Raw genomic sequence first — 18779 nt, 5'->3', positions numbered from 1 at the left:
TGAATGAAAAACTTAGAATTTCAGAACCAGGCAAACGAGGCACCAAAGCAGGAGACTGTTGAGGCCATGCATTAACTGTGACTTTTAACCAACAAGAGGCGGTCTGAGCGGCCCATTTCTGCGCAAATTAGGGTGATGGCTTCTGAAGCGCTGATCACCCGATCCGCGTACGCAATCAGGCCCATGGCCTGGGGCAAACCCAGTTGTAACCAGCCGGGCTGACTAGCACTCAATTGCCGGGCGAGTAATCGATTTTCCCCAACAACTGCCGCTACGGTTAAGTGCGTATTGCCGCCAAGCTGAGCAAGGCTGCGTTGCAGGGCCTGCCATTGCAAATCCAGACTGGGTGCATTTTCTTCGGCATACAGCAAGGCCACAGCCTTGATCAGACTCGGTGATGTTTTGCGATAAAGCTGGGTTGCATAAGCCAAGGCTTGGGGCCCGGCCTGTAACAAGGGCCGTTCAGCCTGAAGAAAAACTGATAACTCTTGCTGCATGAACTTTCCGCCGATACCCAACATTTTTTGCACGTGCTGAAACTGCGTGACCGCTTGCAGGTTCAATTCAGGCAAGGGCACCGAAGCAGAAACCCCAATACAAAGGTTGAGCTTCAAGCCGCGCAGCTTTTTAAACTGGGCGCGTTTTTCAAGGTAATAAGAAAGGCGGGTTTGCGCGGGGCGGCGGGGTTCCAAGGCGCGCAAGGGGATGTACACGGGCACCCGTGCGTCCATTTCAAACAAAAACAAGCTGCCTCGGGGGCCAAACAACACCCAATCCGCACCGGGATATTCAGCCTGCAATTGCCCCCATGCCGCGCGTGCCGCCAGGGCACTGTGTAGCCCTTGGCCAAACCACACACCAATTCGCTGACTCACTGGCAAACACCCAGGCATCAAGAGCGACCCAACCGAGGCGTTTGAATGGTGCCCACCAAGCCATCAATATTGCTTTGTTTGCCAAACTGGGCCAGCACTGTTTGCCGGCCCAGTGCGGCCATGTCGCGGGCTTTTTGGGGTTCAGCCAGCACGACACCCAGTGCTTGAACCCAAGCATCCAGCGCACCAGGCGCATGGGGTGCCGGGCACACATAGCCAGTCACGCCGCTTTGTACGGTTTCAGGCAAACCGCCTACGTTGCTGACCACCACGGGCACGCCCAAACCCAAAGCTTCAATTTGGCTCATGCCCAAAGGCTCGTAACTGGAAGGCATGACCAACACATCCGCACGCTTGATGAGCGGTGCCACTGGGTTCAACATGCCCGGCAGCACCACATGTTTGCCCAAGCCCAAACGCAGTGCTTCGGTTTCGATGGCCTGGCGGGTTTCACCCTCGCCGGCTGCCACGTACAACAAATTGGGAAACTGTGGGAGCAAGGCTTTCACCACCTGCAACATGAAGCTGTGCCCTTTCTCAACCCGAAACATGGCCGCATGGGCAATCACAGGGCGCTGCTGCAAATCGCTCAGGCGGGCATCAAGTTCAGGGGGCAAACCAAGCGCCGCCGCAGCAGCGATACTTTCAAAATCAACACCGGGATACAACACCCCGATTTTTTCGGGCAGTACGCCCGTGTTTTGCAGCAGCTGGTCTTTCAGGGCCTGGCTGGGCGTGAAGGTTTGATCAAACATTTGGTTGTAAGTGAATGCTTTGGCCGGGCCGGGCTGGTAAGTGCGCATACGAATTAACGTGGGCCGGGGCTTGAGCAAACCAATTTTTGCCAGGGTATGAATGGTAATAGAGCACAAATTGGCATCGTGGCTGCTGTGGCACACCACCGCCACCGGCTTGTGCTGCCGAACCAAATTGGCCAGCCTTAAAACACTGGGCGGGTGAATGGCATTGCGAAATGCCACAAACTCAACATTCAAACCCAGCTTGTAGGCTTCCTGAGAAATTCGACTGCCTGGCCGGCACAATATATAGGGGGTGTAACCTTTGGCTTTCAGGCCCACTGCCTGCTCAAGCAATTGCAGTTCTTGACCACCGATATTTTTGGAACTTTCAGAGAAGAAAATGCTGGTCATTTGAATTGGAAAACAAAATTGGTTGAAATCACGGTCTATATTCGCTCTGTGTTTGCTCAACGTATGTGCGGGCTCACTTGGCAGTTTAATGCGCCACCGCACACGCATGGGCGTGAATTCACTCTAATCAATACCGGGTTGAAATACTTTGCAGAAAATTTTGGTGATTAAATTAAGGCATCACGGCGATGTGCTGTTAACCACGGCCCTGTACCACGCCTTGCACGACCAATTTCCCGGCATACAGGTTGATACCCTGATTTACAAAGAAACCACGCCCCTGTTGCAAAACAATCCGCACCTTAACCGGGTGCTGTGTATCGACCGGAAGCTGAAAGGTTTTGCAAGGCTGAAAGCCGAACTTGGCCTGGTGTTTCAGGTAAGGCGTACCCGTTACGATGCCGTGTTGCATTTGACTGACCAGTGGATTGGTGCCCTGATTGCGCGCTTTTCGAATGCGCCCGTGCGCGTACAAATGGCCTATGCAAAACGCGACAAGGCCCTGTGGCACGCCTGCTTTACACACCGTGTGGTACCCCCACCCCGGGGGCAAGCACACGCCGTGGAGCTAAACCTGCTGTGCCTGCAAGCCTTGGGTATCAACCCCCGCAGCCTGCGCGGTGAAATGGTGTTGCGCCCAAGCCCTGAAAACCTGGACAAAGCCGACAAACTCTTGGCCGGGCACCAAGTGAACGGGCCATTTGTATTGATTCACCCCGCTGCCCGCTGGCCCTTCAAATGCTGGGAAGACGACAAGTTTGCCGACGTGGTTGTGCATTTGCTGAACAAAGGTTTGCACGTGGTACTCACCTGCAGCCCCGACCCCGTGGAAGTGGCCATGACTGCCGAAATTGAACGCTTGGCACGTGCCAAGTTTTCAAAGCGTTCAAGCCAGTTGGTGAATGTGGGCGGCAAAATGAGCCTGCCGCTGTTGGCGGCTTTGCTGAAATTGAGCAAGTTTTACGTGGGCGTAGATTCCGCACCCATGCACATGGCCGCGGCATTGAATGTGCCGCAGGTGGCGCTGTTTGGCCCCTCGTGGGTACAGGAATGGCGGCCTTGGTCGGACAAAGCCACCGTCATTTACGCGGGCGACTTTGGGCCACTTCCCCACCCCGACAGTATTAATACAGACGACACGACCCGTTTACTGGCAGCCATTCCCACTGAAGTTGTGATTCAGTCAGTAGACAAACTTGTGGACTGATTTTGAATGGAATGCAGGTATTGGTATTTGCCCTGCCTGGCCAACAGTTCTTGGTGAGTGCCCTGCTCAATCAACTTGCCTTGGTCCAACACGATAATGAAATCGGCCGTGGTCAATGTGGACAATCGATGTGCAATCACCAGTGTGGTTCGACCATGGCGCAATCGTTCCATGTCCTCTTGAACTTCACGCTCTGCTTCGGAATCGAGTGCAGAAGTGGCTTCATCGAGAATTAGAATTGGGGCGTTCTTAAGGAATGCCCGTGCGATTGAAATACGCTGGCGCTGGCCACCAGACAATCTCAGTCCGTTATCGCCCAGCACCGTATCCAGACCATTTTCAAGTTTTTCGATAAATGGCAGGGCATTGGCCATGCGGGCGGCATTCAAAATGGCTTCGTCGCTGGCACCACGCATTTCGCCGTAAGCAATGTTGTTGCGCACGGTGTCGTTCAGCAAATGGCTTTCCTGGGTTACCACTGCAATTTGGCGGCGAAGGCACTGCAAATCCCATTGTTTCAAATCAACACTGTCCAGCTTCACCACGCCACTTGTGGGGTCCAGAAAACGAGGCAGCAGGTTGATCAGGGTTGACTTGCCACCGCCCGACACACCCACAATACCCACCGTTTGCCCGGGTTTGACCCACAAATTAATGTCGATCAATGTAGGCGCTTCGGCACCAGGAAAGGTAAGACCCACTTTGTTGAATTCAATGTAACCCAGCGCCCGATCGGTGGTGTGGGTGCCGCTGGAATTTTCAACCGAGCGGTCGACAACCCGGAATACGTTGTCGGCAGCCGCCAAGCCTTTTTGAAGCTGCTGGTTAATGTTGGTCAGGCGCTTCACTGGGGCCAACAACATCATCATCGCGGTCATGAAAGAGGCGAAATCGCCCGCAGTCATACTGTCGCTTTCAGCCAAAATGCCGGCGAAATACACCACAGCAGCCACAGCAGCAGCAAGTATCCACTGAACAATTGCGGAGTTGGCCGCGCTGGTGGCCACCAGCTTCACGCGACTTTTCATGATTTCATCCGCGCTTTTCATAAAGCGATCGGTTTCAACCTGCTGCGCACCGTAAATCTTGATGATTTTTTGCGCGCCAATCACCTCGGAAATGCTTTGTACCAAATCGGCATGCGAGGTTTGCGCACTGTGTGCAAAGCGGTTCAAGCGCTTGGCTGCCACCGACACACCAATGGCTATCAAGGGAAGAATTGCAAAGCAGATCAAGGTGAGTTGCCAATTGGTGTAAAGCAGAATAGCCATAAGGCCAATGACAATTGCACCGTCACGAATCAGCACAGTGATGATGTTGAAACCCGCTTCGGTGACCGCATCCACGTTGGTAGACACCGTAGAAATAATTTTCCCGGCGGGTTGCTCAACAAAATATGAATTCGGGAAACGCAAAATTCGGGACAGCATGTCAAATCGCAAATCGTGAACCACCAAGCCAGCCAGTTTGGCGCTGCAATACTCGTTGATGTACGTGGCCAAACCGCGGATGAGGAACAATACAATGATGATGACCGGCAGCCACTTCGCCATTTCGGTTCGCTCGCCGGAAAAGTTCTCGTCGATCAGCGGCTTCATCAGGCTGGCAAACAAGGGCTCAGTGACAGCGGCGAACACCAGGGCAATTAGAGATGTCGCAAAAAGCGGCCAATAACGCAGGCTGTAGGAAAGCAGGCGTTTGTATAGGCCTTTGGCGGTGTAGTCGGTGATTTCGGGCATGCAACGTGAACGTGGATTGGATGCTCGAAGTTTACACGGTTGTGGGTGGCAAGCGGGTTCGACTCAAGCGGCATGTGTTCGTCGCACAATCAGCGTGTTCGCTTGCACAATCAGCGCGAATCCCAATCTCTCGCCAGAAAACCTGTTTATCCCTTGCTGAGCCTTGCGATGCCTGATAACGATCCTCCTAAAAAGCGGGTCGGAATCGTTCTCTGTCGCCCATGCTGGGCAACACCGGCCCTGCTCGGCACGCAAGGGCAGGTTTTCTTGAAGGCGAGGCGATTGGGACATCTCTGCTGATTGATCACGCAACCGAGCCCTAGCGGAGTTGGCGACAGCGCCATAGTTTCCGCCAAACAGGCTGATCAATTAGCCAAAAACCCACTTGGCATTGCCTTCACCCAACCAGCCTTGCATTTCAATCAGCAGGTCTTCTTCCGGGCGCACTTTCCAATCACTGCTCAGTTGCGCCACGCAGGCTGCATGGCCATTGTGATAGTCAATTTCAACCAAACAACCCTGCTCAGGGTCACGAAAAGGTTCCAGCAGGGCGCGCAGCTTTTCAGCATCCGATTGTCCATTCATGCTAAGCCTCAGGCGGCTGACAAAGTGAGCACGTGCACTGGCCAGCGAATACAGGTTCTCGGCTGAAATTCGCAAACCACCGGTGTAAGAGTCTTCAGACACCTTGCCTTGCAGCACGAGTAGCGAATCTTCTTTGAGCAGGTTGCGGTTGGCTTCAAACTGCTCATTGAAAATTGACAATTCAACTTGCGCGGTAGAATCGTCGAGCAACACAACCGCCATTTTCCCGCGCTTGGTCATCATGGTGCGCAGCGATGCGATTACACCCGCCATCCACACCAAATCCCGGCCAGGCGACAGGTCTTTCAACTTCAGTTTGACGAACTGGCGCACTTTGTCTTCATCGGCCTTGAACAAATGCCCGCTGAAGTAATAACCCAAGGCCGCTTTTTCCTGCTGCAGCTTTTCACGTTCGCTCCAGGTGGGCACTTCCACCAATTCCGGCGGTGCATCGCCACCCAAGGCTTCACCGAACAAACTCACCTGTGCCGCTGTGGCGGCCTGTTGAGCAGCCCATTCCATGGCCTGCCCTGAACTGGCCAACAACCTTGCGCGGTCTGGGTTCAGAGAATCGAAAGCACCTGCGCGAATCAGTGCCTCAATCACCCGGCGATTGATCTGTTTGCTGTCTACACGCTTCACGAAATCGAACAGACTGGTGAACGGACCATTGGCGTTGCGCTCGGCAACAATGGCCTCACAGGCAGCCTGGCCAGTTCCTTTTACAGCACCCAAACCGTAACGAATGGCGCTGGCGCGTTTTTCACCATCAATGCGCACCGCTGTGAAACGGAAGTTGGATTCGTTCACATCCGGGCCCAGCATGGTGACTGTGGTGCCCGCTTTTTTTCCCGGCACCTGGCACATGGCCATGGCGTCTTCAACAAAGATTTTTACTTTGTCGGTGTCGTCCATATCAGAACTCATGGACGCCGCCATGAACTCAGCGGGGTAATGAGCCTTCAACCAGGCCGTGTGGTAGGCAATCAGCGCATAAGCAGCCGAATGTGATTTGTTGAAACCATATTCCGCGAACTTTTCCATCAAATCGAAAAGCTGCTTGGCCACTGCGGGGTCTACGCCGCGCTCGGTTGCACCGGTCGTGAAAATTTCACGCTGCTTGGCCATTTCTTCGGGCTTCTTTTTACCCATCGCGCGGCGAAGCAGGTCAGCGCCACCCAGGCTGTAGCCCGCCAAAATCTGGGCAACCAGCATCACCTGCTCTTGGTAAACAATCACACCGTAGGTGCTTTTCAGGATGCCTTCGAGCTTGGGATGGAAGTACCACTCCGCACGCCCTTTGCCGGTTTTCGAAGTTTCTTTTTTGCGGGCAATAAAGTCGTCCACCATGCCGGAACCCAAAGGACCGGGGCGGTTCAACGCCATCAAGGCGATGATGTCTTCAAAGTTGTCGGGCTTTAGTTTCTTTTCAAGGTCTTTCGCAGAACGCGATTCAGACTGAAACACAGCGGTGGTGTTGCCATCTGAGAACAACTGATACACAGCCGGGTCGTCCAGCGGCAGGTCTTCCAGGCGGAAATCGCGCTGGTCTTCATAGTTTTCGCGCACCCAACGCACAGCCCAGTCCAGAATGGTCAGGTTGCGCAAACCCAAGAAGTCGAACTTCACCAGGCCCACGGCTTCGACGTCGTCTTTGTCGTACTGCGACACCACGGAATCGGTAGAACCATCGGCACAATACAAAGGGCAGAAGTCAGTCAACTTGCCCGGCGCAATCAACACGCCACCCGCGTGCATACCCACGTTGCGGGTCAGGCCTTCGAGTGGCCGAGCCACGGCAATAATTTCCTTGGCTTCGTCTTCGTTTTCCACCCGTTCACGGAAGGTAGGTTCGTCGGCCATGGCCCGGTCCAGGTCCCAAGGGTCGGCTGGGGTTTGCGGAATCAGTTTCGACAGGCCGTCGCAATACATGTAGGGCATGTCGAGCACACGGCCTGCATCACGAATAACCGCTTTCGCGCCTAGGGTACCAAAAGTTGCAATTTGGCTGACCGCATCGCGCCCGTAGTTTTGCTTCACATAGTCGATGACGCGGTCGCGGTTGTCCTGACAGAAGTCAATGTCGAAGTCGGGCATTGAAACCCGCTCAGGGTTCAAGAAACGCTCGAACAGCAAGTCGTACCGCAACGGGTCAAGATCGGTAATACCCAAGGCATAAGCCACCAGCGAACCTGCACCAGAACCCCGGCCAGGCCCCACGGGCACGCCATTGCTTTTGCCCCAGTTGATGAAGTCCTGAACAATCAGGAAGTAACCAGGAAAGCCCATGCCAATGATGGTGTCGCATTCAATTTTCAAACGCGCTTCGTATTCCGGACGCATTTTTTCCCGTTCCTCGATATTCGGGAACAGGTGCGCCAAGCGTTTTTCCAAACCTTCCTTGGACAAATGCACCAGGTAATCGTCCAGTGTCATGCCATCGGGCGTGGGGAATGCGGGCAGCTTGGGTTTGCCCAATTCAAGCGTTAAATTGCAGCGCTGGGCGATTCGAATGCTGTTGCGAATGGCACTGGGAATGTCGGCAAACAGTTCTGCCATTTCCTGCGCGGTTTTGAAATACTGCTGCTCGGTGAAGCGGCGAGGCCTGCGCGGATTCGACAAAATTTCGCCCTGCGCAATACACACCCGCGCCTCATGCGCACGGAAGTCTTCGGGCTTCAAAAACTGGATTGGGTGCGTGGCCACCACAGGCAACTGCAACTTGGCAGCCAACTGGCAACTCAAATTCACCAGGTTCTCGGCCTGGGTGGACCCATCGCGCTGAAGCTCAATGTAATAGCGCCCCTCGAAATACTTCAGGAATTTGCGGGCCGAATCTTCGGCGCGGGCCATGTTGCCACCCAGCAAAAACTGGCCGATATCGGAATTGGCAAACCCTGATACAGCGATCAGGCCATCACAACCTACCTCATCAAACCACTCAAATTTCAACGTGGCTTTGCCGCGCTTCTGGTTGCGCAAAAACGCCCGGCTTAACAACTCGCAAAGTTGCAAATAACCTTTGTGGTTTTGCACCAGCAGCAACATGCGTGCGGGTTGTTCTTCGTCGCGGTCGCTTTCAATCCACACATCGCAAGCAGCAATTGGCTTAACGCCAGCACCACGCGCCTTGCCGTAAAACTTGATCAGACCAAACAGGTTGGACAGGTCGGAAATGGCCAGGGCAGGCATACCGCAGCCTGCGGCGGCTTTGACAGCCTCGCCCACGCGCACCATGCCGTCGAGCACCGAGAACTCGGTGTGCATGCGCAGGTGAACAAACGTGGAAGGCAATGTGGGGGATGAATTAGTCATCCCCCCATTTTATCCGCAAACGGATATTTGATTACAGCCCATTCACGTCTTGGGCTAACTATTAGGCCGACAACTTCTTTGCAAACTCGGCCACCCTGCTGCCGTAAATCTTCGCAGTTTCAAGGTCAGACGCAGGCGGAGTAACGTCTGCAGGGGCATTGTCGGATTGGGTCATCACGCCCACCCAAGAGCCCACACGATTCAGTTCTGCCACATCACCTGGCTTTTGCGCGCCGGGTGTGGCACTGCCCACCCAGATCATGCCGTGTTGCATGGCGTAGGTTACAAAATATTGCAGCGTGCTGAGCTTGTCGCCACTCATGGAAAGCGAGTTGGTAAAACCACCCGCCACCTTGTTTTTCCAGCCTTGGCTGAACCACACTTTGCTGGACGCATCAGCAAACTTTTTGAAGTCCGCCGAAGCCCCGCCCATGTAGGTGGGCGAGCCGAAAATAATGGCGTCAGCCTTGGCCAACACGTCCCATGTGGCATCGTTCACGTCGTTCACAGAAATCAGGTGGCTTTGTACACCTTCCACAGCATCCACGCCCTGCTGAACAAACTCGGCCACTTTTGCGGTGTGGCCGTAACCACTGTGATAAACAATTGCAACTTGTGTCATTTTTTACTCCCTCGTTGTTGTAACAATCAAGCGGGCAAGTCGAAGAAAAGAACTTCGGCCTGTTCACTTACGTCAAAATTCAGCTCACGTTCACCTGCAATCAAGAGTGCATCGCCGGTTTGCAACAGCACATTGCCCACGCTCAGCGAACCCTTGGCCACATGCAGATACCCTTTGCGTGCGGGGTCCAGCTCGCGGTGCACGCTTTGATTGCTCAAGCGGCCTGCGTACATTTTTGCGTCCTGGTGAATAAAGGCAATTTTCTTTGCCTCGGCCTCGGCTTTGTCGCCTGTTACCACCAGTCCCAACTGGCCGGTAATGCTTTCCACATCCAGGTCGTGGTCTTTGTAGCCAGGTTCAACGCCATTCACCGCAGGCTCAATCCAGATTTGCAGCAAGTGCGCAGCATCGGTTTTGTGCGCATTCATTTCGGAATGGCGAATACCGGTGCCTGCGCTCATGCGCTGAATCTGATTGGGCTTGATGGCAGAACCACCGCCCAGACTGTCCCGGTGGCTTAGTTCGCCACCCAACATGTAGGTGATGATTTCCATGTCGCGATGGCCATGGGTACCAAACCCGGTTTGCGGTTGAACAATGTCTTCATTGATCACGCGCAAAGGGCCAAAGCCCATGTGCTTGGGATCGTAGTAGCTGGAAAAGGAGAAGCTGTGGTAGCTCTCGAGCCAACCATGGTTGGCATAACCGCGCTCGCTGGATTTTCTGATCTGGAACATGTTCAACCTCCTGTTGAATGATGAATTCAGTGTAGGTGGTGCCATGCAGCCAAACAAGGCGTAGAATTTGACGAACTCATTCAAAAAAACTGAACCCCATGACCATCAACCTCGACAGCCTTGCCCTGCTTGAATTGATTGAAGCACGGGGCAGTTTTGCCGCCGCTGCGGTGGCCTTGAACAAAGCGCCTTCGGCAATCACCTACCAACTGCGACAACTGGAAGAAAGCCTGGATGTTCTGATCTACGACCGGTCGGGCCACAAAGCCAAGTTGACCCCTGCGGGCAAAGCCCTGCTGGAGGAGGGTCGCAAGTTACTTGAAAGCACCGATGCACTCACCAAGCGTGTGAAAGCCGTGGCCAGTGGCTGGGAGGCCGAGTTGCGGATTGTGCTGGATTCAGTGGTGCCGTTCGAGAAGGCCATTCCCTGGATTCAGGCGTTTGATGCGCTGGAAAGCCCCACCCGGCTGCGTTTCTCGAGCGAAGTGCTGTCGGGCACCTGGGAGGCTTTGTACTCGGGTCGAGCCGACCTACTGATTGGCAGTCGTCTGGATCAAAACCAGTTTGCCAGCGCCACCGGCTTACACATTCAAAGCTTTGGCCAATCACTTTTCGTGTTCGCGGTAGCGCCCGATCACCCGCTGGCCCATGCGGAAGAGCCCTTGTGCATAGACACCATTCGCCAATACCGTGCAGTGGCCGTGGGTGACACCTCCCGCAACTTCAAACCCCTGACATTTGGTTTGCAAAGCGGGCAGGCCGTGCTGACGGTACCCAATCTGCAAGCCAAGGTGAAAGCCCAACTGGCCGGTTTGGGTTGTGGCTGGCTGCCCTGGAATTTGATTGAGCACGAAGTTGCGAACGGCGACTTGCTGATCAAGAAAACCGAGGATGTGACCCGGCAAAGCAGCCTGTGCTTTGCATGGCAACGCGGAAGCCAAGGCAAGGCGCTCGACTGGTGGACCAAGCACCTGGCCACAGTGCAACTTAACTTCCAGCCACCTCAATAAACTGTGCAGAACATGCCCGCTCCAGCGCCCTACATTGGCCGATTCGCCCCCTCGCCCACTGGCCCACTGCATTTGGGTTCGCTGGCCACCGCACTGGGCAGCTTTCTGGATGCCAAGGTGCACCACGGGCAATGGCTTTTGCGCATTGAAGACATTGACGAGGGGCGTTGCGACAAGGCTTCTGTTGAACACATTGTGCGCACCTTGAAACGCCATGGCCTTCAATGGCAAGGGGAGGTGTGGGTGCAATCGCAACGGCATTCAGTGTATGAAACCGCTTTGAAACACCTGAACATTCTGAACCTGACCTACCCCTGCGCCTGCACCCGAAAGGAAATCGACGACGCCAATTCACAGCGGGCGCTTGGCGAAAACCGCATTTACCCCGGCACTTGCCGCCAAGGCATGCCTGAAGGCCGCGAGGCACGCGCAATTCGTTTTCGCTGCCCGACCGAGCCAATACAGTGGCACGACCACCGGCTAGGTACATTCAATGACGACTTGAATGCCAGTAGTGGCGATTTTGTATTGAAACGAGGCGATGGGTTTTGGGCTTATCACCTAGTCGTGGTTGTCGATGATTTGGCAAGCAAGGTGACGCACATTGTGCGCGGCGAAGATCTGGCAGACACCACCGCCCGGCAAATTGCCGTGTGGAAGGCCTTGCAGGGCGGGCTTGATGCGCAAACTGCTGCTCAAGCTACATTGATTCCCCCAAGCTATTGGCACTTGCCAGTGATACTGGCCGAAGACGGGCAAAAACTTTCCAAACAAACCGGTGCTTTGGCTGTGCCCGAACACGACCCTGTGCTGAACTTGAATACCGTGTGGCAACACTTCGGTTTGGGCAAAATAAAAGCCACTGAAGTGACTCAGTGGCTTGAATTGGCGACTCTGGTTTGGGCCAATTATCGGGCAGCGCGAGCTGCGCGATAAGTCTTAATTGCGTGGCTCAGGTTCTGGGCTTAGTTTCTCGGACTACCACCCAACAAAAACGCCACAGGCGCGGCATTCTTGTTTTTTGGTTTGTTGTTGCCAACCGAAGACTGACCCGAAGCAGCAGCTTCACCAGCGGCCTTGTCTTCCTTGGATTCTTGATAAGGCTGATTGAACAACGAGTCTTTCACACGTGTTTGGGCCAGCTTGGCACGCAAGCGTTCGTATTCCGCATCGCGATGAATTGGCGCATTGTCGTTGAAACGGGCCCCCTGATAAGACATATCACGTGAAGGGCGGCGTTCACGGGCCGGTGCAGCTTCATCACCACTTCGTGCCGGGCGACGGTCGGAACGACCCTCGTAAGTGCGGCCCTCATTGCGGCCTTCGCCACGTCCCTCGCTGCGACCTTCGCGACCGCCTCGCTCTTCCCTTGGCGCGCGTACCCCAGGCACAAAGCCCTCAAGTTCTTCACGCACAAAGGCTTTGCCAATCAGCTTTTCAATGTCTTTCAAGGCACGTTCATCGCGTTTTACGACAAACGAATACGCAGTGCCCTTGGCGCCAGCACGGCCAGTGCGGCCAATGCGGTGCACATAATCTTCAGGCGTGGTGGGCAGGTCGTAGTTGATCACGCAAGGCAAATCAGCAATGTCCAAACCGCGTGCGGCTACATCGGTGGCCACAAGCACCGTCACTTCACCAGCCTTGAACGCTTCAAGCGACTTGGTTCGCTCAATCTGGGTTTTGTCGCCATGAATGGCTGTGCTCGATACACCTTCTTTTTCAAGGTGACGCGCCAAACGGGCAGTGCCCAGCTTGGTGTTTGAAAACACAATGACCTGGCTTAGCGCTTTGCTTTGAATCAGGTGGCAAACCGCCATGCGTTTATCTTCTTCGCTGTCGAGCGCGAAAATAACCTGTTTGATGTTCTCGGAAGTTGCATTGCGGCGCGCCACTTCAATCAATGTGGGCGAAGCCATGAAGCTTTTGGCCAGCTTCTGAATTTCAGGCGAGAACGTAGCGGAGAACAACAGGTTCTGGCGCGTTTTGGGCAACAAATTGATTATTCGTTGCAGGTCGGGCAAAAAGCCCATATCCAGCATTCGGTCGGCTTCATCCAGTACCAGCACCTGCACTTGGCCCAAGTTAATGCTTTTTTGCTGAACGTGATCCAGCAAGCGCCCAGGCGTGGCAATCACCAACTCAACCCCACGGCGCAACGCCTGAATCTGGGGGTTAATGTCAACACCGCCGTACACCACAGTGGAACGCAGAGGAGTGAACTTGGCGTAGGTGTGCACATTGGCAGCAACCTGGTCAGCCAACTCCCGAGTGGGCGTCAAAATAAGCGCACGAACCGGGTGGCGGGCAGGCGACGTGTTCTCCGTGGCCAGCGGCATCAAGCGGTTCAAAATCGGCAATGAGAAGCCAGCGGTTTTGCCCGTACCGGTCTGGGCCGCGCCCATCACGTCCACGCCAGTCAGCACCACTGGAATGGCTTTGGCTTGAATGGGTGTGGGTTGGGTGTACCCCTGGGCATCAATGGCTTTCTGGATGTCGGGGTGCAGCGCGAAGTCTGCAAAGGTTACATTCGCGAGTGCAGCTTCTTCAGCTGCGTTGGTGGTATACGGTTCAGTTTGTGTCATGCACGCATTCTAAGCCTATTTGGTGCTTATTATTTGTGCAATCGCTTTAAATTCACTTGCTGCACCGGCTGGGTGCAGCAAATGTACTTTTCATACAACAGCCAATCGACCCAGTCTGCTTACAGGTTTTCAGCAATAAACTCGTCCACATGTTTAATGGCCAAACGCCCAGCGTTGGCCTGCGAACTTTCAGTGCCCCAAGCCACGTGTGGCGTGATAATGCAGCGCGGGTGCTGCCACTGCACCATCAGGTGATCGCGGGGCGGCGGCTCTACTTCCAGCACATCGAGTGCAGCACCGCCCAAGTGCCCACTTTCTATGGCTTGTTTCAGCGCATCAAACTGCACCAAACCACCGCGTGCAGTGTTAATCAGTATCGCGCCCTTTTTCATTTTGGGAATGGTGTCTGGTCCGATCAAACCTTTGGTTTGATCGTTCAAGGGGCAATGAAGGCTAAGCACATCGCTGTGGGCCAGTCCGTGCTCGAAAGTCACATACCCCTCACGAGGTTTTTCAACGCCTTGGCGTTCAATGTGCAAAATAGTCATGCCAAAAGCCTTGGCGAATTCAATCAACTTGCCGCCAATCGCCCCGCTACCCAGCACGCCCAGTGTTTGGGTGTGCAGGCCACGCATGGGCAGTGTGTGCAGGCAAAAAAAGCGCGATGCGCTCCAACTGCCATCATGCACCAACGTTTCCCACTCGGGTACACGGCGGGTCAACTGCAAAATACACGCCATCGCGTGCTCAGCCACGGATTCGGGGCCGTAATTCACCACATTGCTTACCTTGATGCCGCGCTCGGCACAAGCCGCTTTGTCCACGTTGTCGGTACCCGTGGCCACCAATTGAATCATTTTCAGTTTAGGTGCTGCGTCCAGCTCGGCAGGGCCAATTTTCACCTTGTTGATAATCAGAATTTCCGCTTCCTTGATGCGCTCTTTCAGCGTGTCTGCAGTGGTGAAAGGGTATTCAGTCCACGTGTGCGCGCACTCTGGGCGAGGCAACGGGGTACGTACGGTTTCGCTTTCCAGCCAAACAATGTTCATGGTCTTGTGTCTCCAGTTCAGTTGCTAGAAGGCTACCGGCTAATCGCTGGCTTCGACACTGGGGCTAACCATGAAAACATTTGACCAACTTAGACCTTGACTGCTGCATCACCAAGCAAAAGTTCAGTGGCCACTCCGGCAATTCGATAGCAGTTTTTACCCGCCTTCTTGGCTTGATACATTTGCTCATCGCTAATTTCAAGCAGCTGTTGAATGGAATGCCCATGCAGTGGGTGCATGGCCGCGCCAATGCTGCACGACACCGTCAAACCATGGTTTTGCCGAACACGCACCAATAGCTTGTCGCAGGCAAATGATTCAATAATTCGTTCCGCAATGTTTTTAAGCAATTGAATATTACAGCGGGCCACAATAATGGCGAATTCGTCGCCGCCCAAGCGCGCAACATGGTCCACGTTTCGAGTTGCGCCCTTCAGCAATGTGGCGCTGGTCTTCAAAATTTGATCGCCTGCTTTGTGGCCCAGGGTGTCATTCACGGCCTTGAACCCGTCAAGGTCGAGAAACATAAGCCCAAGAGTTTCTCCCGGCAGCAGTCGTGAAAGCCGAGCCTCCAGGGTCATATCAAACCCCCGTCGGTTCAGCACGCCAGTCAGTGGATCGCGCTCTACCTCATTGCGCAAGTCCTCCACATTTTTGCGAATACTGACGTCGTCTACAATCAACACCGCATGGGCACCCTGAATTTTGTCGTTGTACACCGCAAACCGGAATTGCAGCACCCGGCCATCCGTGAAATTCAGTTCAACAGGCATCTCATGGTTCCCAAAGTAATCAGTCACCAAGTCTTTCAAACGAATTCGCTGCTCTCGAACCACCCCAGCTTGAATCAACACCGACTCAAGCTTCGCCGACTCGGGATTGAGTGCTTCAATTTTCAGCATTTTTGCCAGGGCTTTGTTCAAATAAAGCAAGTTGAAATGCTCGTCCAGATAAGCAACGCCACTGGCCAGAGACGACAACAGCATGTCGAGTCGGTTTTTCTCGGACACAGACCGTGCATGGCTTTCCTCCATGGCCTTCATTTGCAGCTCAATGGCCTGGGCCATGCTGTTGAAGGCCGCACCCAGACAGGAAATTTCATCACGCCCGGTTACCTCGATTCGGGACTGAATTTTTCCAGACTGCAATTCCATGGCCTTGCTGCGAAGGTCCTCGAGCCGGGCAGACAGGGTATTGCTCAAGCCCAACAGAATCATTGAGCAGGCCAGCGCACTCAATAAAAACACACCGGCCAGGTAAAACAGCATGTCATTGCGGCCCCGGTACACTTCGTTTTCATCAAACAACACCTTCAGTTGTTGCCCGGTATTTGGTAAATCAAAAATCGACAACAAAGGGGTTGCCGCCGGGGTCAGGTCGTCGGGCACGTCGCCCATGGCATAAGCCATCTCGCTGCCCTCGTTCACCCACACGGCTGCGGGTTTGTGGCGCGAGTAGAAATCCCGAACGATTGAAGAAAGTGCGTTCAGCGAATGGCTGTTGTTGGCCAAATGAGCCTTGGTCAGTTCGGATTGAAAACTTTCCTGAATGCGAAGCAGATCCTGCTCGGCCAATTTGCCCATGTGTATGTATTGAATGGTCGTGAAAATGCCCCCCAGCAGCAACTGGGCTACAAACGTAGTAAGCAACCATTTCCACTTGAAAGACATTGTGAACAAACCCGTTTTGGATAAGGTACACAACCAGTATGTGGGTTCGCTGCGCAAGCGGTAATCCCACGAGAGGGGCACATTTTCAGCAATCGCAAAAAAAATGACTTATTTCTGCAAAGGGGTGTTGTGTTCAATATTGTTTTTTGCCATAATTGCGGGCTTGCCGAGGTGGCGGAATTGGTAGACGCGCTGGACTCAAAATCCAGTGTTAGAGATAACGTGCGGGTTCGATTCCCGCCCTCGGCACCAGCCCCCAGGACAACATGAAAGCAACCATGAAACTGTCCGAATTCGATTTTGATCTTCCTGAACAACTGATTGCCCAACACCCCCCGGAACACCGTGGTGAGTCGCGCTTGCTTGTTTGCAACAACAACAAACCCATTGAAGATCACCTGTTCGCGCATGTGCTGAACTTGCTTCAGCCCAATGATGTCCTGGTGGTTAACGACACCAAAGTGCTGAAGGCTCGCCTTGAAGGCCACAAAGCCAGTGGCGGAAAAATCGAAGTGATGCTGGAGCGAATTCTCGACGACAGGCGCTTTACCGCCATGATTCGGGCCAGCAAGTCACCCAAACCGGGCAGTGAAATTGTATTGGCTGGCGCGGCCACAGCCCGTGTGCTGACCAAACACGACATGATGTACGAGCTGGAGTTGCTGGAAAGCAGCCTGAGCCTGCCCGATCTACTGGATACGTATGGCGCCCTGCCCCTGCCCCCCTACATTGAACACAGCGCCAACGCACAAGACGATGAACGCTACCAAACCGTGTTTGCGCGCGAACCAGGTGCTGTGGCAGCCCCTACAGCGGGCCTGCATTTCACCGAAAAGCTGCTACAAGACGCACAGGCGCGCGGCGTACAGCTGTTGAACCTGACATTGCATGTCGGCGCTGGTACTTTCCTGCCTGTTAAAACAGACAACGTGGATGAACACGTGATGCACAGCGAGCGCTACGCCATTTCGGGTTCGCTCATCGAAGCCATGATCAAAGCCAAAGAAAATGGTGGCAAAGTGGTTGCAGTGGGCACCACTTCCCTGCGGGCATTGGAGGCCTGGGCCACGGAAACAGGCTGCAATTTAAGCACCACCGAAGGTTTGAATAAGGCAGCAGAATTTGCGCGTAGCGGCCATGGCGGCGACACGCAAATTTTTATCAAACCCGGCTACAGCTTCAAAGTGGTCGACAGGCTGATCACCAATTTCCACTTACCCAAAAGCACCTTGCTGATGCTGGTGTCTGCTTTTGCCGGAAAAACCAACATACTCAACGCATATGCGCATGCAATTGCGCAACAATACAGGTTCTTCAGTTACGGCGACGCCATGTGGCTTGAACGCTCCAAATGATCGAATCTGCATACCCCGTTGTTTCTCACGATGGCAGCGTTATACAAATGATGCGCTGGTCTAACTCCGGAAACAAACCCAAACTGCATTGGGCACACGCCACCGGGTTTAACGCCAAAACCTACACCCCATTGCTACGCGAGTTATTGCCACACTTTGACGTACACACCTGGGACATGCGCGGACATGGCGAAAGCCGGTCAGCGGGCAACCCAAAAACATTTCGCGGCTGGTCCACTTATTATCAAGACCTAATCGCCGTGCTTGACCAGGCCAGCGAACCCATGTTGCTTGCCGGGCATTCAATCGGTGCCACCACCAGCCTTGCGGCAGCAGCCCAACGCCCTCACAAAGTAAAGGGCCTTGTATTGGTAGAACCGGTGTTGCTAGACCCCAAGCAAGGTTTTGCCTTGCGCTTGGCAAACTGGTTTGGCTTTGCTGACCGAATTGCCATGGCTGCAGCAGCCGCCCGACGGCGGGCAAGTTTCCCAACACACCAAGACGCTTTTGAGAATTACCGCAGCAAAAAAGCATTTGGTACGTGGAGCGATGAATGGCTACAAGCCTATGTAGAACATGGTTTTGTGCCCAGCCACAACAATGAAGTTGAACTGGCCTGCCCACCCAGCTGGGAATCACTCACCTTTCAACACACAGAGCCCAATGCCGCGCGCTGGATTCGTGACCCAGGCTGCCCAATCCATATTCTGGCAGCAAGTCGAGGATCTACATTTCCCGCCACCGCACACGCGCACATTCAGAAGCATTTGCCCAAGGCCCACATCGAGGTGATTGCCGATGCCACGCACTTCTTGCCGATGGAACACACCGGGCTGGTCGTGCAACGCATCTGCGACCTCGCAAAAAAATAAAGCCCGG

At 54.1% G+C, this 18779-nt stretch carries 14 protein-coding genes and 1 tRNA gene; 6 read left to right on the top strand and 9 right to left on the bottom strand.

What is annotated here, in order from left to right; translation table 11 throughout:
- Window positions 1-71: 71 nt before the first annotated feature.
- A complete protein-coding gene (locus tag HKT17_RS02625; protein ID WP_171097612.1) occupies window positions 72-875 on the bottom strand; it encodes a hypothetical protein in 804 nt (267 codons plus the stop codon).
- A gap of 17 nt (window positions 876-892) precedes the next feature.
- A complete protein-coding gene (locus tag HKT17_RS02620) occupies window positions 893-2026 on the bottom strand; it encodes a glycosyltransferase family 4 protein (protein ID WP_171097610.1) in 1134 nt (377 codons plus the stop codon).
- 163 nt (window positions 2027-2189) lie between these two features.
- Here HKT17_RS02620 and rfaQ point away from each other — a divergent pair, with 163 nt between their 5' ends.
- On the top strand, window positions 2190-3233 hold the full coding sequence (gene rfaQ, locus HKT17_RS02615) for a putative lipopolysaccharide heptosyltransferase III (RefSeq protein WP_171097608.1): 1044 nt from the start codon (window positions 2190-2192) through the stop codon (window positions 3231-3233).
- Here the strand turns inward: rfaQ and msbA are convergent.
- From msbA to HKT17_RS02595, 4 genes are all read right to left on the bottom strand, one after another.
- Window positions 3206-4972 (bottom strand): lipid A export permease/ATP-binding protein MsbA, encoded by a 1767-nt coding sequence (gene msbA / locus HKT17_RS02610; RefSeq protein ID WP_171097606.1) that lies wholly within the window; start codon window positions 4970-4972, stop codon window positions 3206-3208. The two genes, rfaQ and msbA, sit on opposite strands and share 28 nt — an antisense overlap.
- Before the next feature lie 369 nt (window positions 4973-5341).
- Window positions 5342-8872 (bottom strand): DNA polymerase III subunit alpha, encoded by a 3531-nt coding sequence (dnaE, locus tag HKT17_RS02605; protein WP_171097604.1) that lies wholly within the window; start codon window positions 8870-8872, stop codon window positions 5342-5344.
- A gap of 61 nt (window positions 8873-8933) precedes the next feature.
- On the bottom strand, window positions 8934-9494 hold the full coding sequence (locus HKT17_RS02600; protein ID WP_008249653.1) for a flavodoxin family protein: 561 nt from the start codon (window positions 9492-9494) through the stop codon (window positions 8934-8936).
- A gap of 26 nt (window positions 9495-9520) precedes the next feature.
- Complete coding sequence (locus tag HKT17_RS02595) at window positions 9521-10231, bottom strand: pirin family protein (RefSeq protein WP_171097602.1); 711 nt, start codon at window positions 10229-10231, stop codon at window positions 9521-9523.
- A 98-nt stretch (window positions 10232-10329) separates the two neighbouring features.
- On the opposite strand from HKT17_RS02595, the gene HKT17_RS02590 reads away from it, so the two are divergent.
- Together HKT17_RS02590 and gluQRS are read left to right on the top strand one after the other, a co-directional pair.
- Complete coding sequence (locus HKT17_RS02590) at window positions 10330-11241, top strand: LysR substrate-binding domain-containing protein (protein ID WP_171097600.1); 912 nt, start codon at window positions 10330-10332, stop codon at window positions 11239-11241.
- Between the two features lie 12 nt (window positions 11242-11253).
- Complete coding sequence (gluQRS, locus tag HKT17_RS02585) at window positions 11254-12177, top strand: tRNA glutamyl-Q(34) synthetase GluQRS (RefSeq protein ID WP_171097598.1); 924 nt, start codon at window positions 11254-11256, stop codon at window positions 12175-12177.
- A 29-nt stretch (window positions 12178-12206) separates the two neighbouring features.
- On the opposite strand, the gene HKT17_RS02580 is transcribed toward gluQRS, so the two are convergent.
- The 3 genes from HKT17_RS02580 to HKT17_RS02570 form a co-directional block, all read right to left on the bottom strand.
- Window positions 12207-13826 (bottom strand): DEAD/DEAH box helicase, encoded by a 1620-nt coding sequence (locus HKT17_RS02580; protein WP_171097596.1) that lies wholly within the window; start codon window positions 13824-13826, stop codon window positions 12207-12209.
- Between the two features lie 119 nt (window positions 13827-13945).
- Window positions 13946-14875: an NAD(P)-dependent oxidoreductase gene (locus tag HKT17_RS02575; protein ID WP_171097594.1), complete on the bottom strand. Its 930-nt coding sequence runs from the start codon at window positions 14873-14875 to the stop codon at window positions 13946-13948.
- Between the two features lie 89 nt (window positions 14876-14964).
- Complete coding sequence (locus HKT17_RS02570; RefSeq protein ID WP_171097592.1) at window positions 14965-16545, bottom strand: GGDEF domain-containing protein; 1581 nt, start codon at window positions 16543-16545, stop codon at window positions 14965-14967.
- Window positions 16546-16710: 165 nt separating this feature from the next.
- Here HKT17_RS02570 and HKT17_RS02565 point away from each other — a divergent pair.
- From HKT17_RS02565 to HKT17_RS02555, 3 genes are all read left to right on the top strand, one after another.
- Window positions 16711-16797, top strand: a tRNA-Leu gene (locus HKT17_RS02565).
- Between the two features lie 14 nt (window positions 16798-16811).
- Entirely contained in the window at window positions 16812-17900 is a 1089-nt protein-coding gene (gene queA, locus HKT17_RS02560; protein ID WP_205882480.1) for a tRNA preQ1(34) S-adenosylmethionine ribosyltransferase-isomerase QueA, read from the top strand.
- On the top strand, window positions 17897-18772 hold the full coding sequence (locus HKT17_RS02555; protein WP_171097588.1) for an alpha/beta fold hydrolase: 876 nt from the start codon (window positions 17897-17899) through the stop codon (window positions 18770-18772). Before queA ends, HKT17_RS02555 begins: the two co-directional genes overlap by 4 nt.
- The last annotated feature ends 7 nt before the right edge of the window (window positions 18773-18779 follow it).

This window comes from Limnobacter sp. SAORIC-580 (assembly GCF_013004065.1).
In the GTDB taxonomy this organism is placed as follows: Bacteria; Pseudomonadota; Gammaproteobacteria; order Burkholderiales; family Burkholderiaceae_B; genus Limnobacter; species Limnobacter profundi.
Note: the sequence above shows the minus strand (reverse complement) of the source record. Positions and strands in the feature narration are given on the sequence as shown.